This window comes from Prolixibacter sp. DSM 2831 (assembly GCF_056493735.1).
Genome location: NZ_CM151379.1, coordinates 2,590,272 through 2,616,230, shown reverse-complemented (window position 1 = coordinate 2,616,230; position 25,959 = coordinate 2,590,272). Strand labels below are relative to the sequence as shown.

General features: G+C 44.3%; 19 protein-coding genes. 16 read left to right on the top strand and 3 right to left on the bottom strand.

The window, feature by feature from the left end; genetic code table 11:
* Positions 1-108 precede the first annotated feature (108 nt).
* Positions 109-726, top strand: a complete 618-nt coding sequence (locus AC060N_RS10660) for a phosphatase PAP2 family protein (protein ID WP_479523786.1) — start codon at positions 109-111, stop codon at positions 724-726.
* A gap of 52 nt (positions 727-778) precedes the next feature.
* On the opposite strand, the gene AC060N_RS10655 is transcribed toward AC060N_RS10660, so the two are convergent.
* Complete coding sequence (locus AC060N_RS10655) at positions 779-1,333, bottom strand: DUF4494 domain-containing protein (RefSeq protein ID WP_479523785.1); 555 nt, start codon at positions 1,331-1,333, stop codon at positions 779-781.
* A gap of 362 nt (positions 1,334-1,695) precedes the next feature.
* Here AC060N_RS10655 and AC060N_RS10650 point away from each other — a divergent pair, with 362 nt between their 5' ends.
* The 15 genes from AC060N_RS10650 to AC060N_RS10580 all read left to right on the top strand — a co-directional run bounded on the left by AC060N_RS10650 (position 1,696) and on the right by AC060N_RS10580 (position 20,199).
* Complete coding sequence (locus tag AC060N_RS10650) at positions 1,696-2,613, top strand: DUF4412 domain-containing protein (RefSeq protein ID WP_479523784.1); 918 nt, start codon at positions 1,696-1,698, stop codon at positions 2,611-2,613.
* 170 nt (positions 2,614-2,783) lie between these two features.
* A complete protein-coding gene (locus AC060N_RS10645; protein ID WP_479523783.1) occupies positions 2,784-5,423 on the top strand; it encodes a bifunctional YncE family protein/alkaline phosphatase family protein in 2,640 nt (879 codons plus the stop codon).
* 157 nt (positions 5,424-5,580) lie between these two features.
* Positions 5,581-6,168 carry a TetR/AcrR family transcriptional regulator gene (locus tag AC060N_RS10640; RefSeq protein WP_479523782.1) on the top strand — a complete coding sequence of 196 codons (588 nt, stop codon included), beginning with the start codon at positions 5,581-5,583 and terminating at the stop codon, positions 6,166-6,168.
* A 53-nt stretch (positions 6,169-6,221) separates the two neighbouring features.
* On the top strand, positions 6,222-6,575 hold the full coding sequence (locus tag AC060N_RS10635) for a cupin domain-containing protein (RefSeq protein ID WP_479523781.1): 354 nt from the start codon (positions 6,222-6,224) through the stop codon (positions 6,573-6,575).
* Positions 6,576-6,650: 75 nt separating this feature from the next.
* Entirely contained in the window at positions 6,651-7,616 is a 966-nt protein-coding gene (locus AC060N_RS10630) for a hypothetical protein (RefSeq protein ID WP_479523780.1), read from the top strand.
* Positions 7,617-7,668: 52 nt separating this feature from the next.
* Positions 7,669-8,385 (top strand): phosphatase PAP2 family protein, encoded by a 717-nt coding sequence (locus AC060N_RS10625; RefSeq protein WP_479523779.1) that lies wholly within the window; start codon positions 7,669-7,671, stop codon positions 8,383-8,385.
* A gap of 631 nt (positions 8,386-9,016) precedes the next feature.
* Positions 9,017-10,171, top strand: coding sequence for a hypothetical protein (locus AC060N_RS10620; protein WP_153639121.1), 1,155 nt, complete (start codon positions 9,017-9,019; stop codon positions 10,169-10,171).
* A gap of 390 nt (positions 10,172-10,561) precedes the next feature.
* The gene (locus AC060N_RS10615; protein ID WP_479523778.1) at positions 10,562-12,358 is read left to right on the top strand and encodes a diflavin oxidoreductase; all 1,797 of its coding nucleotides are present in this window, start codon (positions 10,562-10,564) and stop codon (positions 12,356-12,358) included.
* A gap of 189 nt (positions 12,359-12,547) precedes the next feature.
* Positions 12,548-13,216, top strand: a complete 669-nt coding sequence (locus AC060N_RS10610) for an O-methyltransferase (protein ID WP_479523777.1) — start codon at positions 12,548-12,550, stop codon at positions 13,214-13,216.
* Positions 13,217-13,219: 3 nt separating this feature from the next.
* Positions 13,220-14,560, top strand: a complete 1,341-nt coding sequence (locus tag AC060N_RS10605; protein ID WP_479523776.1) for an APC family permease — start codon at positions 13,220-13,222, stop codon at positions 14,558-14,560.
* A gap of 403 nt (positions 14,561-14,963) precedes the next feature.
* The gene (locus AC060N_RS10600) at positions 14,964-15,692 is read left to right on the top strand and encodes a redoxin domain-containing protein (RefSeq protein ID WP_479523775.1); all 729 of its coding nucleotides are present in this window, start codon (positions 14,964-14,966) and stop codon (positions 15,690-15,692) included.
* Between the two features lie 367 nt (positions 15,693-16,059).
* A complete protein-coding gene (locus AC060N_RS10595) occupies positions 16,060-17,295 on the top strand; it encodes an MFS transporter (RefSeq protein ID WP_479523774.1) in 1,236 nt (411 codons plus the stop codon).
* A gap of 269 nt (positions 17,296-17,564) precedes the next feature.
* On the top strand, positions 17,565-17,870 hold the full coding sequence (locus tag AC060N_RS10590) for a YciI family protein (protein WP_479523773.1): 306 nt from the start codon (positions 17,565-17,567) through the stop codon (positions 17,868-17,870).
* Positions 17,871-17,904: 34 nt separating this feature from the next.
* Entirely contained in the window at positions 17,905-19,101 is a 1,197-nt protein-coding gene (locus AC060N_RS10585) for a multidrug effflux MFS transporter (protein ID WP_479523772.1), read from the top strand.
* 96 nt (positions 19,102-19,197) lie between these two features.
* Positions 19,198-20,199, top strand: a complete 1,002-nt coding sequence (locus AC060N_RS10580; protein WP_479523771.1) for an aldo/keto reductase — start codon at positions 19,198-19,200, stop codon at positions 20,197-20,199.
* Positions 20,200-20,240: 41 nt separating this feature from the next.
* Here the strand turns inward: AC060N_RS10580 and AC060N_RS10575 are convergent, their stop codons facing one another.
* Positions 20,241-21,971: a sensor histidine kinase gene (locus AC060N_RS10575; protein WP_479523770.1), complete on the bottom strand. Its 1,731-nt coding sequence runs from the start codon at positions 21,969-21,971 to the stop codon at positions 20,241-20,243.
* A gap of 514 nt (positions 21,972-22,485) precedes the next feature.
* Positions 22,486-25,857 (bottom strand): PAS domain S-box protein, encoded by a 3,372-nt coding sequence (locus tag AC060N_RS10570; protein ID WP_479523769.1) that lies wholly within the window; start codon positions 25,855-25,857, stop codon positions 22,486-22,488.
* Positions 25,858-25,959 lie beyond the last annotated feature (102 nt).

The following is a 25,959-nucleotide window of genomic DNA, read 5'->3' as shown; positions in this document are numbered from 1 at the left end:
TGTCATGTGATTGTGATTAATTACCGGCAACATCATCCGGTAGCGTAGACAGATGAAGTAAGAACTTATGAAAGAGGATGCCAGCTACGTTATTCAAAGAATTAGAAAATGAGTAGAAACTCAGTGACCATACTGTTTACGGTTGCTTTGGTTTTTGTATACGCCACTGCTTTAGGACAAAATCCGGATATCGATATATTGAAGGTTGTCAATCTTAACCGAAATACCGCGTTGGACTGGCCATTTAAAATTATTTCTGCGGCTGCTTTCCCGGTATCTTACGGAATTCCGTTGATGATTTTGATGGCGGGCTACCGGGTAAAGAAACGGATTTTAAAGCAGAAGGGTTGGTACATGGCAGGAAGCATGCTCCTGTCAGCCATTGTTGTCAATATTCTCAAATATACATTTCAGCGCCCGCGACCTTTTATTAGTTATCCATTTATTGAAAAATTATCGGCTGGAGGAAGTCCATCGTTTCCATCGGGCCATACGTCCGATGCTATGGCCATGGCAATGGCTCTCAGCCTGATATTTCCGCGCTGGTACGTCATTGTTCCTTCGTTTGTTTGGGCAGGTTTGGTTGGTTATTCACGGATGGATCTGGGGGTGCATTATCCTTCGGATGTATTGGCGGGTGCCATTGTCGGAATCGGTTGTTCTCTGGTAGTTTACTGGGCTTTTAAAAAGCGTTCGGCGAAAGCCGGACAACCCGTTTGGGCATAAAAAAGACTGCCCGGCGTGGACAGTCTGAACTGAGTATTTTGTAGCCAAGCTTTTATTCTTCTTCTTCGTCATCTTCGAGTGGCTCCAGATCGTCAGATTGGTCTTCCTCTGCTTCATTATTAGATGCCAGTAGCTCATCGTCATTCAGCGGGCGAAGATTATCCGGGATTTCCTCTTCCTGACCAAAATAAGGGAACACATCCATGATGGGGCTTTCGTTTACAGCGTTGATTTCAAAATCAGCCATCATTCCCTGCATGTTTTCAACGACTTTTTCGTAGGCATCCCTTACGGTTTTGGCTAAAATCAGAACGTATTGCGCAGTCCGTTTTTCTTTACCTTTCTCTTCATCGATGGTAATGAACGATACTTTTGCTTTGAACCAGCGATCACCATCTTCCGACGGAATAATTTCAGCGATGTTGGTCTTGGCAATTTTCGTTACCGTGAATTCACCACTCACCATCGTCTCCAGCTCTTTATAAATGCGGCTTTCTGCTTCACTAAACGATACAGCATCCAGTAGATAGGCTTCGTTGACCTTTTTCTCCCGTCCGTTTTCGTCAATCTTTACATATTTTGCTTTACACTCGAACCACGTATTCATATGATCAAAATTTTACCCAACAAAAGTAACTTTTTCAATTCATCACACGGTATGCTTTGATGAATAAATATCTGATTACCGGATAATGAGCAGTAAGCATGTTGGTTACCCCATTTTTTGTCGCATATGCGCGCGGTTAGGTGCAGTGTTTCTGTGATATACCCAATAATTGACGATAGTTATATATTTATCTTAATTGTTGGTTTTCAGATAAACAAGTATTAATTTTATTAACACTCAACCAAAAATAAACCAATTTAAATCGAGATTTAGCAATGAAAAAAACATGGATTTTACTTTTAGTTCTTGCCGGAGCCCTTTGTTTTTCGCAGCCAACGCAGGCACAGGGCTTTCTAAAAAAAATGGCTAACAAGGCCTTGAAAAAGACTCAGGAAAAGGCCGAGAAGCGCGCTGAAGATAAAATGGATGAACAAATTGACAAAGGGCTGGATAAAGTAGAGGATTCGCTGGAAAGTAATAAAAATGACAGCACAGCTAATGGGCAAGGCGAGATGTCGCGGGAAGCCAGACAACAGCAACGGATGCAGCGTGTGATGAAGAGCATGGGAATGTCCGGTGAACCGGTTCCGATAGAGAAAGAGTATGATTTTCAGTATTCTACTACGATGGTCGTTAAATCATATAAAAAGGACGGATCTTTGGAAAGCGATGCTACGCTGGTCACTTTTATGAATCCCGGCAGGCATAACTTTGCTTATGAATTTGAAGGCGGAGACATGGGGGAAGACTCAAAAGGAAAAGGGATATACATTTTCGACTACAAGAATAAAGCTACCATTATTCTTTCCGATCAGGACGGAAAACATACCGGAATAGTGTATGGGCTTGATTTGATGACGAACATCGATTCATTATATAATGCCAGTTCGGATATGGAGACAGCGCCGGCAGATATGTCTGCAATGAATCCTAACCTGAAGAAAACAGGACGTACAAAAACCATTGCAGGATACAAATGCGAGGAATACGTGTATGAAGATGAAATGGATAAAGCCGACTTCTGGATCTCGCGGGATGTAAAGTTGCAGACACGTGATCTGATGTCCTCGGTATTCAAGTCGTCGATGTATGCCAATGGTATGCCCTGGGGATTTCTGATGGAGAGTAATTCATTGGATAAGGAAACGGGTGAGCGTACCAGTTTAAAGGTGACAGAAGTAAATAAAAACAGTGATAAGAAATTTAATATGTCGCAATACCAGATTACAAACATGGGCTCATTCAAAATGCCTCAGGCTGAAGAGAACGAAGAGAAATGATATTGTAATATTTTTAACTTTTTTTATGATAAAATCCTTACCTGATGCTTTCTGGTAGGGATTTTTTCTTTTTGCTTTGTTGCATATGGATTGTCAATTCCAAATAATATAGGGAAGCCCTGAACAAAGAGTCGACAATTCAGTTTCCTTATAAAATCAAAATTCCTGTCATGAAACTAATACAATTAACGCTAGTTCTGTTGTGCCTGATCGTTGCTCCGGCGTGGAGCCAGAATGTGGCGCAAGGGAAAAAAGTGGATGAATCGGGTAATGATGTTCTTCCCTGGAACAGAATACTCAGGCCCGCCGGAAAGCAGATTTACTTTGGCGATAAAGGTCTGGAAAATCACGCGCTCGATGCAGCCTTGTCACCGGATGGTAATTGGCTGGCGGTAGAAGAAAGGTATAGCGTGGTTTTTATCGAAACAAAAACCGACTCAATCGTTGATACATTGCCCATAAAGTCTAGGTCGGAGTTAGCCGGAGCTATGAGTACGTATTCAGGTATTATTTGGCATCAAACAGGCAATTCGCTGGAGGTATTATGGAGTGCAGCGACAAGCGGAGGAAAGTCGTATGTCATTCGGGCAAGCTGGAAAAACGGAAAAGCCGGAATTACGGACTATTTTTCATATGACCCGTTGCCACCGGCAAAGACAGCTCTTCCTAACGAGCTATTGATTCGAAAAGAAAATGGGAGAGACTACTTGTATGTCGTACTAGACGGTAACAACGAACTGGTAAAGCAGGACCTGGCGACAGGAAACATCATATGGAGAAGAGATACTGGTGTAGCACCTTATGGTATTGCTGAGGCCAACGGCAAGCTCTTTGTGACCAACTGGGGAGGTCGACTGCCACTGGGAGATGAAGACGTTGTAGCTGGTGTGCCATGGGGCGAAGCGAAAGTGACATTGAATACCGGAGCAACCCGCGAAGGAAGTATTTCGGTGTTCGATCCGAATAGCGGTCAGTTGATACGTGAAATTGTAACCGGACTTCATCCCAATGAGATTGTTGCGGCTCCGAGAGGAAAATATATTTACGTCACCAACTCCAACAGCGATGATGTGTCGGTTGTCGATCCGGTTGCCGATAAAGTGACTGAAAGCATTATGGTTCGGTTGCAACCCGGCCTGAATAAATATTGGGGCGACTCGCCGGAAGGCATAACCGTATCGAAAAACGGAAAATACCTGTACGTGGCGAACGGTATGGACAATGCTGTGGCGGTTGTACGTCTGGGTAAACATGCATCAGCGCGTGGTCTCGATCAGAAGAGCAAAGTCGTTGGATTTATTCCGACAGGCGCTTATCCATCATCAATTACCATTGCCGATAAGAAAAAAATGTACGTCACCAATATTGAGGCGATGGGAGCTCACGTAGGATTGGAACGGGGACCGGAGAAAACGCTGGCGTATAATTCGCACCATATGCTGGCGTCGGTTTCTGTAATTCCTATGCCGGACAAAAAAGAGTTGGCAGAGCATACCAACACGGTAATCGCGGTTAACGATTTGGCAAGAGTTAAGTTGGCTGAATTACCGCCCCGGGAAGGCGTCGAGCCGAAGCCTGTCCCTGACCGAATTGGAGAACCATCGGTATTTAAGCATGTCCTCTATATTATCAAGGAGAACCGGACCTACGATCAGGTATTAGGTGATGTAAAGAAGGGGAGAGGAGATTCGACACTGTGTATATACGGACGTAAGGTAACACCGAATATGCACCGGCTGGTCAACGATTTTGTTCTGATGGACAATTACATGGCTTCCGGAAAATGTTCTGCCGAAGGACATCAGTGGACCGATGCATCGATTGTTACCGATTATGTGGAGAAAAATGTACGGGCCTGGTTCCGGAGCTATCCGCATGTTCAGTACGACGCGTTAGTTTATGCTCCCACCGGATTTATTTGGGATAACGCGATGAAACACGGCGTATCAGTAAAGATATACGGTGAAGCAGCTGTTCCCGAATTCGATAAGTCACTTGGCTGGAAAGATATATATCAGAAGTTTGTGAATGGTGAACCATTCCATTTCACCAATAAGACCACGGTAGGACCGGTTAAACCGATTTTGAGCAAAATTTACCCTGGATATGACCACCATGCGATACCGGATGTAATGCGTGCTGATGCCTTCATTAAAGATTTGAAGAAGTACGAGAACATGGAAGGAGACTCTCTTCCGCAATTGATGGTAATGGCACTTCCGGCCGATCACACTGCTGGAACTCGTCCCGGATATCCAACGCCCAGGGCTATGGTTGCGGACAATGACCTGGCGTTGGGCCAGATTGTAGAGGCGTTGAGTCATAGTCGGTTCTGGTCGAATACCGTTATTTTCGTTACCGAAGATGACAGTCAGACTGGTTGGGACCACATTTCAGCTTACCGGACAGTAGGAACGGTTATTAGTCCGTATTCCCACAAAGATGAAGCAGTTCATGCAGCATATAACCAACCTGCAATGGTTCGAACCATTGAACAGATACTGGGACTTCCACCGATGAATATTCAGGATGCCATAGCTCCGACAATGGATGCCTGTTTCGATCAAACACCTGATTACACTCCTTACAAATCGGTGAAAAACCAGATTCCGCTTGACGAGATGAATGCAGCACTTTCTTCCCTGAAAGGAAAAGCGTTGCACTACGCCAATATCAGTATGGAGCCACAATATGATCATATCGATGGGGGAGATGATGACCTGTTGAATCGCATTTTATGGTTCAGTGCAAAAGGAAAAGTTCCCTATCCCGCCCGATTGGCCGGGAAAGATAATGACGATGATGATTGATCTGAAGAACATTATATAGTGTAAAGGAGGCGATTAGCCTCCTTTCTTTTTTTTGCAAAAAGTGAGTTAACGTAAACTTTATATAAAAATATTTAATCGAGTATGCTCAGTTCCCAAAAGTGTTGTACTTTTGTTAGTGAGTATTAACTAACAGATCATGTATACCGAAAGACAGTTGGAGATTATACACACGGGAATCAAGCTGATTGCTGAAAAAGGCCTACAGGGTTTGACCATCAAAAACCTTTCGAATGCCATTGGTATTTCGGAGCCGGCCATCTATCGGCATTACAAAAACAAGAAAGAAATCCTGGTGAATATCATCGACTTTTTTTCAGGGTCAACAGAATCGAACATTACCAGGATCGCGCAAAGTGATTCATCAAGTTTTGATAAGCTGCGGCAGGCCTTTGAATTTCAGTTTAGCCGGCTGCAGAAGAATCCGGCCTTGATTTCAGTTATTTCCTCCGAGGAGATTTACCAGGGCGAAGATTATCTGAAAGAGAAAATCAGAGACATTACGCTTTTGGTAGCAGGAAAATTGGAAGAAATCGTTAAGGAGGGGCAGGTTAAGAAAGAAATCCGGGACGATGTTCCTTCTTCACAAATAACCACCATAATAATGGGCGCGATGCGGATGATGATGATGAAGTGGCAGTTGTTTGAGCAGAAAATAAACCTCGTAGAGGAAGGCTCAAAGATTTTGGAAAACGTGTTGATGCTCATTTCAAGAAAAGAATGTTGAAATAACAATTGGATGAATTAACCAAGTGATGGATTGGTTTAAAAGTAACAGGGATGAAAATAGTACATCGAAATCCGTGGCTCAGGTCCATTAGCGGAAAAGAAGTGGACTTGCAATATCTATATGAGAACAAATTGCTGCAAATTCTGCAGTTTGATTTACAGCCAGGCGAAAGCATGGGGCCGAAAATTCTACCATGCGACATGCTCTACTACGTTGTAGAAGGAAATCCTACCATCCGGTTAGCCGAAGACAAAATGATTGGAACCAAGGGGATGTTGGTCGAATGTCCGGCACACCTGGTACATAGTATCAGTAGCAATGTGGGCGATACTGTCCAGGTGCTGGGAATTAAGGTGCCAAAGGGAGAAAAGAAGGAACATTTCCGGAACCGTTTTTTTTTATGAAATGTAAGTTAGTTAGTATTAACTAATGTTAAAATATAAGAAGTTCCAGACAGAACAGGACGAAGAGATTGTGTGATGAAAAGTCTGTTTAAAAGCTGGCTGATTGCGTTCGGTTTTACCGGAATCGTTTTCATGCTGACTAATTCAAAAGTATTGGCACAGGAATCGCCATCGCCGCAAAAATTAATGTCGGAATATATCGGAATGGCTCATTCGCCTAGTTATATAACATTTAAGCAGGGAATTGGAAACCTGAATCCGCTGTTGTTCGAAGCGGTAATCGCTCCGTACTACCTGGTGAATTTGTCACACGACGGCAAATGGGCAATGGATATTTCATTCAAAGGAGTTATCCGGATGAAGGATGAACGTTCCTATCCGATAACCACGCCGAGTTATATGCCCAGCCTGACCGTGTATCGTAATCTGGGGAACCCCGATGTATATAAAGGAGAATTGCTTTCGTATTTAACTCTCGGCCATCATTCCAACGGGCAAAGCGGACCAGTGTATAATTCTGACGGGACCTACAACACTGAAAACGGCAATTTTGCAACGAATTTTGTCAAGGCCGGATGGATACTGATCGACGACCATTCGAGGGGCAACCAATTGGTCCCGGAATATTTCAAGTTTGGATTTGAAACCCATCTGCTCAATTCAAAAGGATTGGTAGATGATTACGGTCTCTTCCGGCTCAATTTCGACTCCGAACTGAAGAATTACCTGGGAGCGGTTAAAAGCCTGATTTCCGGCAACGACTACTGTGAAAACAAACCGGATAGTTATTTCACCCAAAGCCAATTAAGATACCACATGCACTTCACGTGGATTATTGATAATCGTTCACCGGAACAGAGGTATGATTTATCAAAGCAATTTGATTTTTCTTTTCGGGTGGCTTATCACCCTAAAATGCTGAATGATATATCATTGTTCGCTGAATATTATTACGGACAGGATTATTACAATATCTATTTCAATCACGAAATATCGGTTTTTAGAATTGGCCTGATGGCGTCGAATTTCCGCATTCGCTAAGCAGGCAGGAATTGTAACCAGAAATAAAGCAGATACAAACTAGTAACTTGGTATGAAAAACTTTATTTGGGATAATAAATATTTCCTTGCTCCACTACTAATGTTTTGGATACTATTAGGCTTTTTATTACTCGCTTATGGCTATCATGGCAGTTTTCTCGTCATGAACAGCGTTTATTTCAAATGGCTCGATTACCCTATGCTGATTTTGACATGGCTGGGAGATTCATTCTTCCTTTCCGCACTAATGTTGCTGCTTTTTATGCGAAAGGATATGAATATGGTACTTGTAGCCATTGCTAGCGTGATTATTACCGGCTTCATTGCGCAGTTCCTGAAGCATTGGGTGTTTTTCGAATGGGACAGGCCTTTAACAGTTTTTGAAGGAAAGGACATGGTGCATTACGTTGGGAATTACATATTGCACAAATATAGTTTTCCATCTGGCCACAGTACCACGACAGCCGCTGCCTTCACTGTGATTGCCTGGCATATCAGGAAAAGAAAGGTTATGCCCTTTATTTTAGGGGTGCTGACCGTTGTTGTATCCTATACCCGGATATATCTTGGAGCCCATTTCCCGGGTGATGTATTGGCAGGGAATCTCCTTGGTTTCGTTGGTGCCTATTTCACAATCCGGTATATGGCACCCGTTATCCGGCACTATTTCAACCGGATTTCGAAGAACAAACGCCAACGCTGGGAGCGGTCATTGTGGTTTGCCGCGGTAATTGTAATGGTCGTTATGTTTATCCATCCTTTTAAGTAGTTGTTGGCGTTTTTATTGCGACCTTATCTGTAGGATAAAAAAAGGCAGCCTGATAAACAGGCTGCCGGCAATCCGTATTGGATTAAGGAATAAAAAGGCAAAAATTGGATCGAATTTAGGAGCATGATCCAATGTCTTTATAAATATTTTTATTTGATTATGCCTTGGTCCGGTTATTCAACTCTGGCAAACTGCAATAACCATCATAAAAGTAATAATTTCTCTCCGAATATACAATAATCTTTTTCTTTATTCGTTAATAAATATTATGTAATATCAATCAGTCTAAGAGTCGTGAGTATTACCGGTCATAAATACCTATATTTAATTATAGATATTTATATTGGTGGTTAAAGAATGTTAAATTCATATTGTTTGGTAATAAATTATTCAGTTTCGTCGTTGTAGGTTAATAACGAATTTGCATTTTTGCTTGGAGAAAGCAACTACTCAAAACCTTAAGAATTATTGACGGAGCATTTTGTTTGACAGGCTTGAGTCATTCAGGAACCCCCACCATTATCCCGAATGCATGCAAGTCAGTTGTTCACTAATGCGTCTGTTTCTTTTTTTTAATAGCAAAATCCCCTTTGTATTAAAAATAATCACTTGTAAACAAAATCTTATGGTTATGAAAAATCGGATATTTTTGTCCGCAATTGTTGCATTGGCAGCTGTAGGAATGTGGAGTTGCACTCAGAATTCCGGCGGAGGGGCTACTGACGTCGCTAATCAATCATTAAAGGAAGCCATCAACAACAGCGCAGATCAGGTCAGTACTGCCATGAATGACATTAGTAGTTCTGATGGCTACAAAGTAATTACCTCAGGGAACAGTAACTTGAAATCAGCGGACGCTTCAGTTAGTGATGACGAAATGTTTTCAGACAGCATCACCTTGGCTGATGTAGCCGGAGTTTACGAATACCAGGATTCTGTACTGAATGAAATGCACTGGGGCTATAGTTCGTACATGTACAATCACTTCAAAATGACGGCTGATACTTCTTTGTTTATTATTAAACTTCCAGAAAAATTGGCCCTCCATCATCCGGAATATTGCTTCTATAAAACGAAGCAGGACACGGATTCGTTAGGAAACAACTTTGTCATTACGACATCAAAATATAAGTATAAATACGCCTATCCAGGTGGCTTGAACTACAGCCTCGGAAGTGACATTGCCGTTTCTGATACTGCTGTTGGTAATCTCGACATTGAGTGGTCGATGAATGGCATGCACAGACATCCGTACAATTACGCGTCGACTTTTACTTTCGCCAGCGGTTATGCAGTAAGTATGCAGGCTGAGAGAACCGATACCACTAAGCTTTATGATTATAACCTGTCAGACGGAGATCAGACGATTTATGACGAAATGGTTAAGTGGAGTAAAGACACAGGTGCCGACACGTACACGAAGGTACACTCTCTGACGATTGGAGATGTGCAGATTGTGCATACCCGCACAGCTGGCTCTGATTCGCTGGAAGTATACAAAGGCGGAGAGCTTCAGCAGAATGCTACAGTAACTGTTGTAGACAATAACAGTAGCGAGAATGACAGTGACGCTGAATACACCACTTTCTGTAACAAGTATCGCGATTACCAGATTACTTTCGACGACAGCACAACAGTACTGTTATCTGACTTGCTCGGTCCAACGCGAGACACCATGAGTCAGTTGTTCACATCTATGCACGAAATGAAGTTTGCCACACACCTGGTAAATTACATCGCATGGAATGTTTACTTCCGCGATAAGATGAAAATGGAAGACAATTAATATCCAATAAAATAGATACTGAAAGATCCGGCTTTGATGCCGGATTTTTTTTTGCTCAGGATATTCATCAAGTACACTTTATCAATCGAATTTTAGAAGCTTGAATCAACTACCGGAATGCGGATGAACAAACTGAGATTTGAGTGGTTTGTTATCAGTAGATTAAATTCTTTCTAAATAAAGATGCTTCTAACAAATATTACACTAATTTTGAGGCATTATTAATAAGCGGTTTCCGGACATTGACAGATGCATCATTGCTGGTTGTGAAAAGTGTTAATAACCAGCAGAATGAATCTATAATAAGCATCCGTTGCTGAATGTCTGGGGGACCCGAAAAGTTTAAAAGGTCATTGCTTGCAAGACCTTAATTGTCAAGTTAAAGATACTATGAGTAATACATTTGGTTCGGAAATGAAAAATGAGTTTCGGGCTGTGAATAGTGAGAGTGTCACACAGCAAAAGAAACAGCTGGACTGGATAAACAACCACTTAAAAGGGGAAAGTTTTATTCCCGGAAAATACTTCGTGCATGCCGAGCAGCAACAAAAAGGCTCAGGCGATGGAAAAATATCGGTGACCATCCTGTATGGAACCCATACGGGACATAGCGAGGATATTGCATACCGTCTTTTCGACGTGGCGGAAGCTTCAGGCTTCGAAGCGGAAATTTTCCTGATGGAAGAGTATAGCTACCCGGAAGTAGCCAATGCCCAAAATGTGCTAATGATTCTTCCCACGCATGGTGAAGGCGATCCGCCTGTGAACTCGGTTGACATGCTGGCGTATCTGAGAGGTGAAGAATGTCCGTCTCTGGCTGGTATTAACTATGCCGTGCTGGCGTTGGGCGACAAGATTTATAAAAGCTATTGCAAGGCCGGTGTCGATTTCGATGAGGTAATGAAAGAGCGAGGGGCCAACAACATTTTGCCCATCGTAAAGTGCGATGTCGACTATGAGGAAGATGCCTCGAATTGGATCAATACGGTATTGCAGGTTGTCCGGGAGGTTAACGGTGCATCAGGCGGAGAGCCTGTGGCCGAAGTAGCCGAGGATACCAACGCAAAAGATACAGGATATTCAAGGCAGAACCCTTATTTCGCCCGTGTGAAGCGGAAAGTACGCTTAACAGGCAAAGACTCGCTGAAGGACGTTTATCACGTAGAGCTCGATATTGCCGATTCCGGATTCACATACGAGCCAGGTGATAATGTTGGGGTCTTTGGAAATAATCCGGCTGAATTGGTAAAAGGTATTCTGAAGCATACCGGTCTGGATGGTCAGACAGAGGTCGCTTTAAAAGACTGGTCGCTTCCGCTGGAAACAGCGTTGCGCAATCGGTTGGAGATAAATGTTCTTACGAGTCACATGCTGGCCAGCTATCATGAGCTGACCAACAATAAAGCGTTAGGTGATTTGCTGGCTGATGAGAATGAGCTGGATGAATATTTATATGGCCATGATGTGCTGGATATGTTGATGGATTTCCCGGCCAAGCTAACCGCAAGTCAGCTGGTGAGTGTTTTGCCCGAGTTGTCAGCTCGTTTGTACTCTATTGCATCTAGTCAGAAAGTTTATCCGGATGAAGTTCACATCACGGTAGTAGCGGTCCGTTACCGAAACCGTGATCGCGACCGGAAGGGAACGTGTTCAACATTCCTGACCGACCGGATTGAAGAAGGAAGCTGGATCCCGATTTTCATCGATCGCAATCTTGGCTTCAAAATGCCGGAAGAGTTGGATGCACCGATGATCATGGTGGGAGCAGGAACCGGAGTTGCACCGTATCGAAGCTTTATTCAGCAGCGAAATGGTGACCATGCGCATGGTGATTCCTGGTTATTCTTTGGCGATCAACACAAGAAAACTGATTATCTGTATCGCGAAGATTGGGAAAACTACAGACAACAGGGGGTTCTGACGGAGCTTTCGTTGGCGTTCTCGCGCGATCAGGAGCAGAAAGTGTACGTTCAGCATCGAATGATAGAAAAGAGCAAGGAGCTGTACGATTGGCTGCAAAAAGGTGCTTATCTGTACGTTTGTGGTGATAAAACGCACATGGCCCATGATGTTCACGAAACACTTAAAGCAATAGTAGCTTCCGAAGGCGGTCTCGAGCCCGAAAAGGCAGAAGACTTCCTAAAGGAACTGAAGAAACAGAAGAGATACCAAATTGATGTTTATTGATTGATATTTTGCTGCCAGCCTGGTGCTGGTTTTGAAAAGGAGAGTCGTTTGGCTCTCCTTTTTTTATGCCGCGATGTTTTCAAGGATGAAAGTTGTATCTTTTCATCTTCATGAAAATGAACTAATTTAGATTGACTGGTGTGTGTATTCGTTGTTGTGATTCGGTTCTGAAACCTAAAAAACGCCGAAATGAAACATCCACTCAAGCATTGGTTCGCGCTTATTTTCCTTGCAGGGTTCTTTCTTATTCCTCAGCATTTAAGTGGCCAGGGATTATACACAGAACCCGAAAATGAACTGGACCGGAAAGTCCAGAAGTTTCTCATTGCGCACAAGAATAGTTGGCGCGATATGAATATTCCGCGGTACGATGGAAAACTACTTTTCAAACTCATTGTCGACAATAACTATAAAAACGCTGTCGAAATAGGAACATCTACCGGCCATTCCGGAATCTGGATTGCCTGGGCTTTGAGTAAGACCGGAGGAAAGCTGATTACTTTCGAAATGAACGAACGGAGATACAGGGAGGCGCTCGAGAGTTTCAAGGCTGCGGGCTTATCAGACTATGTCGATGTGCGGTTGGGGAATGCGCGGGAATTGGTGCCCAAACTAAAAGGCGAATATGATTTCGTTTTTAGCGATGCCGATAAAAACTGGTATACCAATTATTTCAAGGTGATGGCGCCAAAGCTGAAAATTGGCGGTTGTTTTACTGCACACAACATCAGTAAGCATGGTGGATATTACGGCACAGGCGAATTTCTCCACTATGTAGAAAGCCTCCCCAATTTCAAAACTTCGGTAGACGATGGCGGAGGAGGTGTTTCCATCAGTTACAAAACAGCAAAACCTTAAATAGTGCTTTCGCAGGAAAATCATTTGCTACGACGGAAACTGGGATTGTTGGCCTTATTGAGTATGGTGGTCGCTAATATGATTGGTGCCGGGATATTTACGACTTCCGGAATCATAATGGCCCAATTGCGAAACCCTTATCTTCTCATCCTGCTGTGGGCATTCGGAGGATTTATTGCTTTGTGTGGAGCTTTGGTGTATAGCGAACTCGGCGCGGCCATGCCCGAAGCCGGAGGCGAATACGTCTTTATTTCCCGTCTTTACCACCCGTTGCCCGGATTTCTCAGCGGCTGGATTTCGTTTGTCGTTGGTTTTTCGGCTCCGATAGCCGCTTCGGCTATTGGTTTTAGCGAATACATAGTAGAAGCAATACCAGCCGAATGGCCGGCAGCGCAATATTATTCACAGCCGTTTTTTCTAAAGTCAATCGCGGTAGTGGTCATTCTCCTTTTTACATTAGTTCATATCCGGGGAATAGAGAGCAGTGCGCGCTGGCAAAACTTTCTGACAATTCTAAAAGTCATATTGATTGCCGCGTTGATTTTGGCTGGCTTCATCTGGGGAAAGGGGAGTTGGAGTCATTTTTCACTGGAACAAACAGCAGGAGATAGTCCCGGTTGGCGAAGTATCGGTCTTTCGCTTGTATGGATTATGTTCGCCTATAGCGGATGGAATGCCGCCACCTATCTGGGAGGCGAAGCATTTCATCCGCAGAAAAACATACCGCGTTCGCTGATTTTTGGAACGATTATCGTCATTTTACTGTACCTTTCCCTGAACATACTTTTCATATATGCCATCCCTCTCGAAAATTTTCAGGGAGAGGTAACCGTTGGAGCAACGGCTGTCATCCATCTTTTTGGCAATAGTGCCAAATACATTCTATCAATTCTGATTGCCTTCGCTTTGTTTTCATCCATTAGCGCCTTCATTGTTCTAGGGCCACGTGTTTACTATGCAATGGCAAAAGAGGGCTACTTTTTCCGCTTTGCAGCCCGTGTGAGTCCCAAATACCATGTGCCGGTACGCTCTGTCATTCTGCAGAGCAGTGTATCGGTAATAATGGTTTTAACCGGTACATTCGACCAAATACTAACCTTTATGGGATTTGCCCTCGGAATCTTTCCGATAATTGCTGTATTAGGCGTATTCCGTTTACGTAAAACGAAGCAACCCGATTACCGACATCCCGGTTATCCCTTTATTCCCGTCTTTTATGCTTTGGCAGCCTTGTGTATGCTCGTTCTGACTGCTATCGAACGTCCTCTAGAATCCTTTATAGCCATAGCAGTCGTTCTTATCGGCATCCCAGCTTTTTTCCTTTTCAGGAGAAAGGAAATCTGAATCTGTTGAGGTTTTGTGCAGCAGTGGAAATAATTCTGTTAGTATGCTATTGTGCAGTTATATAGTTGGTTGCAATTGGTGTTAAGTAGTCTATTCATAATTATTGAAGAATCAGGCGATAATAATAATTATGAATGGATACCTGTTTAGTTCTGTAAATCAATCATTAATATTTGAATTGTTGTGTTTTCAGGTATTTGCCGAGGTAACAATACAGAATTCCTTCAGCCAACCTGCGCTAAAGAGATTTGTTGTATTAAACAGATAAGAAATTATTGTATAAATATAAGAATTTCAATATGTTAAAGTTTTCACAGAATTGATCGATTTTGGGAATAATCCATTTTTTTTGGTGTGGAAATGGCATACATTTCATTGTTATTTAAACCAAATAAAAATAGTTATGAAAAAGTACATGTTCATTTCAATGTTCCTTTGTTTTCTACTGGCAGCTCTGAATCTGCCGGCTGAAGATTCAGTAAGGATTCCTCTGATAGGGGAGAAAGCACCGTCTTTTACGGCACAGTCAACACAGGGATTGATCGAGTTCCCACGCGATTTTGGGAGAAACTGGAAGATTATCTTCAGCCATCCCCGGGATTTTACCCCGGTTTGCTCTTCGGAGATTATGGTTCTGGCCCAGATGCAAAAGGATTTTGAGGATTTGGGTGTCAAGTTGATGGTGGTTTCATCCGAAACGCTCATGCAGCACCATCATTGGGTGGAAGCTATGAATGAGCTTCGGTACAAAGACCAGGCCCCGGCCAAAATCAACTTTCCGTTGATTGAAGACAATCGCTATGTTATCGCCCGGAAATACGGGATGTTGCATCGCCCTGTCAGTACTTCGGAATATGTTCGTGGTGTTTTTGTGGTCGATGGGAAAAATATCGTTCGCGCCGTATTTTTCTATCCTCATAGCATCGGACGTAATATGGACGAAATCAAGCGTACCGTTATGGCCCTTCAAACAACCGACAAAGAAACGGTGTACACTCCAGCTAATTGGCACCCTGGTGACGACGTGTTGATTCCTTACTTCCCATATACTGATAAGGAGTTGAAGGATAATCCAAGTATTGCCGACAGGTTTTACAACGTTGGTCATTTGATGCATTTCAGAAAGGAATAAATATATTAAACCAAAATGGTGAAAATTACACTTTCACCATTGTTTCCCCCCTCAAAAACTCCTACTATCCCTGACAATACCGGCTTTTAAGGAGTTTGTTTTCCAGGACAGGAAAATATCCGGTGATTTCCACAATAAAACTTTTTGGTGTTTCATTTTAGTTAATCCCTGTGACAGTCTTGGTAGAGAGATTACAGGTAAACTATGTATCGACCTAAAACACTCCTTGTGTAATCGGGAGCCCTGCTGAATAGGCGGGCTCCCTTTTTGTTTTATGGCTTTTACTCATCAAGCGGATAATTGCTGCTTTCTGTTATTTTTGTGCTGAGAAAGGAACCTAAACTCTTTCTCCCACGCACTAAACGGAATGAAAAAAAATCTTACTGGAGACCGCTTCACAACGTCTCAGCATAATTTCACAGCTTTTCTTTGGCATGCCGCATTTCTGGCTTTCGCCCAAAATTTCATGGACATCGATACGGTAATCCCCGCCATGTTGATTGAGGCAGGTGGAAATTCGGTCCATGTCGGTATCATGTCCGCTATTTTGCTCGGGGGATCCAGCTTTACGCAAATTATTTTCGCCCCTTACCTGAGTAATCAATCACACAAGAAGAAGTTCCTGTTGTTAGGAATCAACTCGCGAATATTGTCATTGTTGGGGCTGGGCCTGATACTTTACTTCTGGCAGGCGGGCAGTGGTTTTCCCATTTTATGGATGATATTCCTTTTCATTACGTTGTTCGCGTTGGGTGGAGCTTTTGCCAACATCAGTTACACCGATATTCTGGGCAAATCCATCGAACCGGTTGCCCGAAAGTCTTTCTTTTCCTCCAAGCAAATCATCAATGGGACCATTGTACTCTTATCGGTTGTGGCGGCCCGCCAGGTGTTGGTTTCCCGGCCGTATCCGGTGAACTATGCGTTTATGTTTTTCATTGGATTTGCAGCGCTGTTTATCGCATCCCTGGGATTCTGGTCGATCCGTGAAACAGTTCCTTCCCAGACCCGCATAGCCGGTGTTCGTCAGTTTATTGATGTAATGAAGCAGGAGCTGAAGACCAATCCACGGTTAAAGTACTTTCTTGGTTTCATCAATACACAAGGCATTGCTATCGGTTTTCTCCCTTTTGTCATTCTGTACGCGAAAGATATTTACGGTACCGAAAGCAGCGATACCGGCTTCTTTTTAATTAGTAAAGTGCTGGGCAGCGTGGCTGTCTCGATGCTGGTATTTGCTTTCCGGAAACACGTTCGTTACCGGTATCTGCTCTATTCCAATGTTATCCTGGCTCTAGTGATGCCATTGCTCATCATGCTACCTGGCGGAAGGCCTTCATTCTTCCCGGTATTTATCATCGGCGGGGTGGTGTATGCTATGTATTCCATTGCCATGAATGGCGTATTGCTGGAAGTATCGGGCAATGACAACCGGGCTTTGTATGCTGGCTTTGCCGGTGCAGGTAATATCATTCCCGCTTTGTTTCCCATTGTTGGCGGGTGGCTCATCAGTCAATTCGGATTCACGGTATTCTTCAGTTTGTTTATGGCCATTGTTTTTTTCTCGCTCTTCTTTGTCTACAAGATTAACTGTCAGAAATAATAGTACAGTCAGGGCCATTGCAGGTGTTTTTAAACAAGGTTGAAACTCCAACGAAGTACATTACTTTTGTCCCCCGGACATAATTTGACGATTACGAAATATCATCGTTCGGTTGGCGGATTCATCAGTATTTGACAACGGGCTTTTCTGTTTTATTTTCAGCGCAAATTGGAGATTTTTCGATTGCCTGATAGCCAGTTACGGGAACCTCATTTCATTCCGCAGGATGAACGTGTACTCCAGGTTCAAACTTATCAAAATAGAATAATATGCTTTATTTCATGATTGAAGGGACGTTTTACGACCCGCTTCCGGTTGAACAGGAAGAGTTGCAAAAGTTGATCAAAGAACATCTGGCTTATTTGCGAAAAGGATTCGACGAAGGCTGGATACTTTTCTCGGGACCTAAAGCGCATTCCGGCGGAGGCGTTATTCTGATGAAAGCGGAATCGAGGACGGAAGTCGATGATTTTCTGGAAGGTGATCCGTTTGTCAAAGCAGGAGTACAAGAATATGATGTAGTCGAGTTTCGCTTTCACGACGGGCAGGAAGGGGTGAAATCCTGGTTCAGCTAGTTCTTTGGAAGAATTTAAAATTCAGAACAGATTTATGACGATTCACAAATCAAGCAAATACTTCATCGCTGTCACCTCTGTGTTGCTGGCATTTTTGACTGCTCTTTCGCCGTTTGGTATTGATACGTATTTGTCTGCCATGCCGGTCATGGCCAAATCGTTTGGCGTTAGCATTCACCTGATTGAGATTACGCTGACGGTATACTTTCTGGGATTTGCTACCGGGAATGTATTCGGTGGACCGTTGTCTGATTCTTTCGGTCGAAAAAAAATAGCGTTAACCGGCGTTTTACTATACGGATTATCATCAGCCGGCATACCGTTCGCTCCCAATGTTGAGATGGTATGGCTGTTAAGAGCAACACAGGCATTCGGTGGAGGTTTTGCCTCGGTGACTGCCATGGTTTTTGTGCGCGACTGGTTTGAGGGAAAGCAGGTGGCTAAGCTGGCGACTCTTATCGGGATGATCATGATGCTGGCTCCGTTGTTTGCTCCCGTCATTGGTTCGTTTCTGCTCGACTTGGGAGGCTGGCATTCCATCTTTTTCTTCCTGGCCAGTTATGCGTTGGTATTGTTTTTCATTTTCCTCGCGGTGATGCCCGAATCACGTCATCATACCCATTTGACACACAGGGTAACCAAAGAACAATTGATCGGGAAATACCGGATATTCTTTAGTCATCGCCGGCCTGTTTTGATGCTCATGACCATTAGTTTTGCTACGGCAGGCATGTTCACCTTTATTACCAGTTCGTCATTTATTTACATTGAATACTATGGTTTCACGCATCGCGTGTTTCCGCTGCTTTTTGGTTCGAATGTGGTTCTGTACATCGCGTTGTCGTTGCTTAACAACTGGCGGTTAAAAAATAAAGAGCCAGAGCAAATGATGAAACTGGGGCTTATCATTCAACTAATTGGCGGTGTTCTGATGCTGGTTGGTGTTTCGCTTCCTCATCCGCCTTTCACGCTTGTTTTTGGAGCCATTGTGTTGTTTGTGGGCAGCCTGGGACTGATATTCGGTAACGGAACGGCTGTAATCCTGAATCTGATGCCGGAGATTAGCGGCTCGGCCAATGCCACCATTGGGGTATCCCGCTTCATTCTGAGTTTCATTGCAGGGACCATCCCGGCTTTGTTTCAATCGGGTGACCTGATTCCCATCGGGGTAGTCATGTTTAGCCTGTCACTACTGGCGAACTTGTTTTACCTGTTGTTTAAGCGAAGCTGAATCCCGTCGGGAAGACTTCCCGTAAGTGGAAACAAAAGGTTTGGCCGACTGTTTTAACGGTGACTACTTGAATAATCGATCCAAAAAAATGTACATATGAAATATAGAAAACTCGGAAAAACAGAAGAGAAACTATCGGCCGTAGGATTAGGTTGCATGGGAATGAGCTTTGCCTACGGACCTGCCAATGAAAAAGAGAGTTTGGCTACGCTCGACAGGGCATTGGAATTAGGAATCAACTTCCTGGATACAGCCGATGTATACGGCAACGGGGCCAATGAAGAATTGCTTTCTAAATTATTGAAGAATAAGCGCGACAAGGTCTTTTTAGCAACCAAATTTGGGTTCCGTTTTCCGGAAGGAACCGGTTATGTGCCGAATGCCAACGGAGCCTACATTGATTGTTCCCCAAAGTGGATCAAGCAGGCGGTAGAGAAAAGCCTGACAAGACTGGGCATCGACACCATCGATTTGTACTATGCGCACCGGGTCGATCCGAATGTGCCCATCGAGGAGACGGTAGGAGCGATGGCTGAGCTGGTGAAGGAAGGAAAAGTGCGCTACCTGGGGCTTAGTGAAGCTTCCGCTGAATCAATCCGCAAAGCGAATGCGGTGCATCCCATTCAGGCGTTGCAAAGCGAATACTCGTTGCTAACCCGCGATGTGGAGAATGAAATATTACCGACTATTCGCGAATTAGGGATGTCGTTGATTCCGTTCTCGCCACTGGCCCGCGGGCTGATGACCAACAAACTGGATGTTTCCGGTTTGACCGATACCGACTTCCGGAAGTCGTTACCCCGCTATAGCGGAAAGCACTGGGATAACAACCAAAAGCTGGCGTCTGCTTTCGCCGAATTGGCTGGAGAGAAGGGGTGTACACCTGCTCAACTGGCGCTTGCCTGGGTACTGGCCCAGGGCGAGGATATCATCCCGATTCCCGGAACCAAACGTATCCAATATTTGGAAGATAATGCCGGTGCCGTGGATGTTGAACTTTCCGATGCTGATTTAAACGCGATTGAAGCACTGCTGAAACAGTATCCCGATATTGGTGCCCGGTACAGCAAAAAACTGGCCGACCAGGCATCGAAATAAGCCAGTCACGGTAAAATAATTGCATATCGCCTGTCGGTTCTTTAATAAGCGGCAGGCGATATCTCTGCTATACCGGGTAATCTGATTTTGAAGATTGTTACCTCTCCGGGAATACTTTCTGCTGAAATCGTTCCCTGGTGGCGTTTTACCAACTCTTTGCACAGGAGTAATCCCAATCCGCTATTGTTGCCGGATTCCTGAGGGGTTCCGTTATATTTCCTCAGAGAAAACAGCGTTGTTAGTTTCTCCGGTGCTATGCCACTTCCTGTATCTCTTACTTCAATTAACAGGTTATTGTGTTTTTTCCGGGCAGAGACAGTAATCGAATCCCCTTTGCTGGTAAACTTCAGGGAATTCGATACGAGGTTTCGCAGAATAGTTTCCAGCATATAAGGATCTGCTGTCCACTCTTCATCCGGCGTTACCTCGTTAGACAGACGAATCCCATTTTCCCCGGCGGTGCTTTGATGAATGGAGTAGACCTGTTCGACAATCTGATGCAGGTTTACCATTGCCGGTTGGAAACGCATGGTTCCTGATTGTGCCCTCGACCACTGAAGCACATTGTTCAGTAGGGTTAGCAGATTTTCGGACGTTTCGCAAATGGTTTTTGCATATGGGTGGTCAGTCTCTTCCACCAGTAAATCGGAAAATCCGATTACCGTGCTCAGCGGTGAACGAATGTCGTGTGACAGAATTGAGAAAAACCGGTCTTTGGCATCCAGGGTTTCCTGCAGCTTGTGCTGCGACTTTTTCAGTTCCTTTTCGTAATTCTTCCTGGCGGTAATATCCAGTAGCGCGTGTAGTATTAATTCTTCATCGTGTATTTGTACGATATTAGCTTCGTACAAGTAGATATGATGTTCGCCATTAGCCATTTTCCAGCAATATTCAGCACTTCTTGTTTTTTCTTTTGCGCGCTTCGGTGTGGTAAAGCCGATTCGCAACTTTTGAAATACCTCTTCTGCTTCATCATTCGCGGTAACTTCAAAATGCTGCTGAAAGGTCTGATTGATATAGATGATTTCGCCTGTTTGTCTGTTCGACAGCGCTACCGATAAAGGTATATTCCCCAGGATGGCCTTATAACTCTCTTGCCGGCGGGCTAATTCCTCATTTGCATTTTGGCGTTCCAGAATTTTCCTCCGGACTTGCCAGGCAAAAAAGAAAATAAGGAATAAGTTGGTCAGTAACACCAGGATACTTACCGCCATCGCGCGATGGAACGTTCTGGTAAAAATCTCCAGACGATCTTGCAGGATCTCTTTTTCGCGGCTGTGAAACTCGACAATGCTATCATCCAGCATTTTCAGGTATCTCAATTCCGGAATGACAATATGCAGATGGCTTCCGTTCAACTGGCCGGGCTGGTAGCCATCCGGCAATGAAGCTTTTTTGAGCGAATCGTTTAATAGCACAGTAATATTCTGCAGCCGTCGAATCTGTTCCGAATCGCTCGCCATCCGGCGGACGTTGTTCAGCAGCCGCTCAAAGTTCGCGATGTGTTCGGCGGCGGAATCGCGTGCGAGTGAATCCTTCGAGAGGTAAAATTCGAAATAATGATTCCGGGCGGCGGTTAATTGCGATTGCGCGCGAGCCATGGATGCCATAATATGATGTGTATAAGGCTCAAGTTTCGAGGCCTCCACGTAGTCACGTGTGGTAAATATCCAGTAAATGTCGATCAGTAGGAAGACGATCAATGTCAGACCGGTTTTTCCTAAAGCAAAGAAACGAAACCGTTTTTTAAGTCCGGGGGGACGCAAATTCATTTTTCTACAAGCTAATGTGTTGGGTCGTCAGTTTTAATAAACAGGACTGAAGAATAAATAAGTGTGGAAATACATGCTATATATTAAACCGGCTGCAAAGAAAACAGCTTTTTTTGTAATGGTCCCTGTTTTGTAAAATTAATTTTTCTCAACCTACAGATTTTATGAAATTTAGACTCTATATAAAATGAAGAAAGGGGGCCCGGGAAGGTATTGAAATTCAGTAGATATTGAGGAGCAAAAAGGTTTCAATATTTCCGAATATTCATGCGGTAATGCTGGGCCCCCGTAGAAATAAAAGGCAATTAGGAGCACGTTAACCCATCGAAATACAACATTGCAATCGGGATGATCACATGCTACCTAAAAAAACAACGGCCAGTCTGAAAAAATATTGCCGCTGTTTACCAGTCAAAGTCCACAAAAAACATCATTGTTGTTATAACTCATTTGTAATAATTATGTTGCACAGTGAAAAAAAAGTGTTTTTCTGTAAAATTCCTTCATTCCCCGGTCAGGTTCGAAAGGGAAGCGTGAAGGTAACGGTCGTTCCCTTCTTGAATTCCGATTCCAGTTCAATCGTCCCACCAAGTTTTTCGACATACCCCTTGGCTATTACCAGGCCCAGTCCAAGCCCTTCGTAACTGCGGGTATAAGTGCCGTCCGTCTGTACGAAGGGACGAAAAATCTTCCGGCACGCACTTTCATTCATGCCAATGCCGGTATCTTCAACAAAAAACTGAAGCATTTTGCCATTCGGGCGGTAACCAAATCGCACCGAACCTCTGTGGGTATATTTAAAGGCATTGTTGAGCAGGTATCTGACCACGGTTTCCAGCTTCTCTTCATCGGTTTGCACCAATGCCTGCTCATCAGGCAAGCCAGGTTCGAGCGATAGAGCAAGTTGTCTTTCCGATGCGCGTTTATTAAACTGTTTCTCCAGTTTTCGAAGCATTAAATTTACCGGGACTGTTGAAGCAACCAATTCAACCTGATTGGTGTCGAGCCGGGAAATCTCGACGATTTTCGTGATGGTCTTCAACATCCGTTTGCCGCTTTGCTCGATGATATCGAAAAACTCCTCCTTCTCTTCCCTTGATAAATCGGACGATTTCAGCAATTCGGAAAAACCAAGAATGCTGTTCATCGGGGTGCGGATTTCGTGACTGATGTTGGCCAGGAAAGCACTTTTCAGGCGGTTGCTCTCTTCCGCCTTCTCCTTTGCCTCTACCAATTCGTCAAACAACCGCTTTTTTTCGGTGATGTTTTCCTTAATGGCGACATAATGGGTTATCTCGCTCCGCTCATCTTTCACCGGGGCAATTTGCACTTTCTCCCAAAAGAGCTCGCCGCTTTTCTTCCGGTTCTGGAGCTCTCCAATCCAGATTTCTCCCTTCTTAATGGTTGCCCACATGTCGCGGTAGAGTTCCGGAGAATGAGTGCCCGACTTGAGAATTCCCGGAGTATTCCCAACCGCCTCTTCAAAAGTGTAGCCGGTATTCCGGGTGAAGTTCGGGTTGACAAACTCAATCACTCCCTCCGGATCGGTAATAATAATACTGATGGGGCTCTGCTCGATAGAGGTGTTGAGCAGCTTTAGCCTTTCGAGCACTTTTTTCCGTTCGGTAATATCGATGTTGACCCCTTTCATTCGAACCAGTTGGCCATTATCGAAATAGGGAATTACCCTGTTCAGTAACCAGATAATTCGTCCATCTTTTCCAGTGATCCGGAAATCAAATTCAACAGGATTTTTGGTTTTCAGAAGCTTTTCTTCGCTGTAAAGCACCTTCTGCCTGTCTTCCCGATGGATACGGCTCATGAAATAGTCGTAGGTGGGTTCGATTTCTCCGGGACGCAAATCATGCAGCCGGAAATTATTATCCGACCACGTTGTTTTGTTCTTTACCAAATCGTATTCCCAGTCGCCCATGCGGGCGATCTTCTGTGCTTCACTTAATGATTTTTCACTTTCCTCTACCTTATGTCGCGCTTTTAAACGTTCTGTTACATCGTTGATCAATACAATACGGGCAGGTCTGCCGTTATATTCAATTTCATGATTGGCAATCTCCACATGGACGACTTCACCATTTTTTTTCAGGTGCCGCCAGATGCCATAGTCTTTGTATTTGGTTTTCTGCTCTTCAATCGCTTTTCGTACCGCAGCCACATCTTCCGGTGGCCGGATATCTTCGACGGTCATATTCAAAAACTCTTCCCGGGAATAGCCATAGTGCCTGATGGCACGTTCATTCACCTCAATGAATCTGAGACTTTCCGTGCAATAAATAAGCAGGGGTTGCGGATTCTGATAGAACAGGTACTTGTATTTTTCTTCGCTTTGGCGAATTTCCTGTTCAGCAAGCTTTTGCCGGGTGATATCGGTAATGGTACCAACAAAGCTCACCTGATTACCGCGACTATCAAATTCAGGAACGGCATCGCCTAACACCCATAGCACAGTTCCATCCGGGCGCATGAAGCGATATTCGGCGACCGACTCATGCGAGGATCTGCTATCGTCCGACCAGCGTTGCAACAGCCAGTCGCGGTCATCCGGGTGAACGGCTTCCATCCAGCCGTATCCGGTAGCTCGATTTAAGGGAAGCCCGGATAGTTCGCTCCATTTGGGGTTTACGTAGGTGGTATAGCCATCCGGGCGGGTTCGGAATATCCCTACCGGTGCTGCCTGGGCCATGGATTGAAACCGTTCCTCACTTCGTCTGAGTTCTTCTTCTGTCTGTTTGCGTTGGGTAATATTGGTGGCGGTGATAATCAGGGCATCCCGGTCGTTCCAGACAATGGGCACCGATGTGTAAGTGAACCAGAACGTTTGACCGTCGATGGAGGTGTAGCGAAATTCGGATGGAGTGTTGGTGGTCCTGCCCGGTTCTTTCAGTTCTTCAATCCATTGATCCAGGAGCCGGTTCAGGTCACCTCCCGAGGTAATCGATGCCATCACGGGGTTTTGATAGACGAATTGTCCGTCCTGGAAGATTAATATTGCGGAAGTGGTGGAATCGGCCAGTTTAGCAAAACGGCTTTCCGATGCTTTCAGTTTGCGGGTCCGCTGCCGTACTCTTTTTTGCAGAATCAGGTTAAAGGCCAATATGGCTATGGAGATGCAACCAACAAGCAATGCCAGCCGGCTGTAATAACCGGGACTACGCTGTATGATTTGTAAATCGGCTTTACTGCGGGGGAGTATCTGGTACACGCCATCGGGTTCATCGCGGCTGTCGAACTGGGAAAGCAGTCCGGTGATTTCGATCATCTCTCCAGTTTTGTATCTGTCGAACAGCGATGTATCGATGTGTCTCCAGGCATTGAAAACAAAAAGGGTGTTGTTGGTTCCGGCACCGGGGGCAATCAGCAAGTAATTTCCTCCATCATTGACCCCTTTGTTGATGATGCGGCCCATTACCTTTACCAGCCTTCCTTCCAGTTTTTCGTATGAGCCATCACGAATAGATACCGCAGGGGGAACTTGACGGCGAGTGGCTTCGCAAAAGGTAATAACCGGATGGACAAGTTGGGTGAGGCCGTGGTATTGATCGATAACCCCGGTTACACGGAGGCTGTCGCCTGCATGAATCTTCGGGCCATTATAATCCGGCTGGTAGATAAAAATGCCTGCCGAATGGTCTTGAAGAGTGATAAACAGTTTTTGGGTGCGCAACACTCCCGAGCCAACTGTTACCCGTCCGGCGACGGTGACAGTATCTCCTAAACGGTCGGGTACATAATTATTGTCAATATCAATTTTGGCGTCTGCGATGGAAATCAAGCCCCGGTTTTGCGTGTTGTCCGCAACGCTATTCAATGGTACCAAACATACCAGGTAAAGCACAACATATACCCCCAGCCACATCCTCCTACTCATAAACACTCCACTTTTCTACTTCTCAATATTTTTATGTTCTCTCTTAAAACAGAACGCAAAGCCACCGCTTTTTATTACAATTTCATTGCACCTCTTATCACG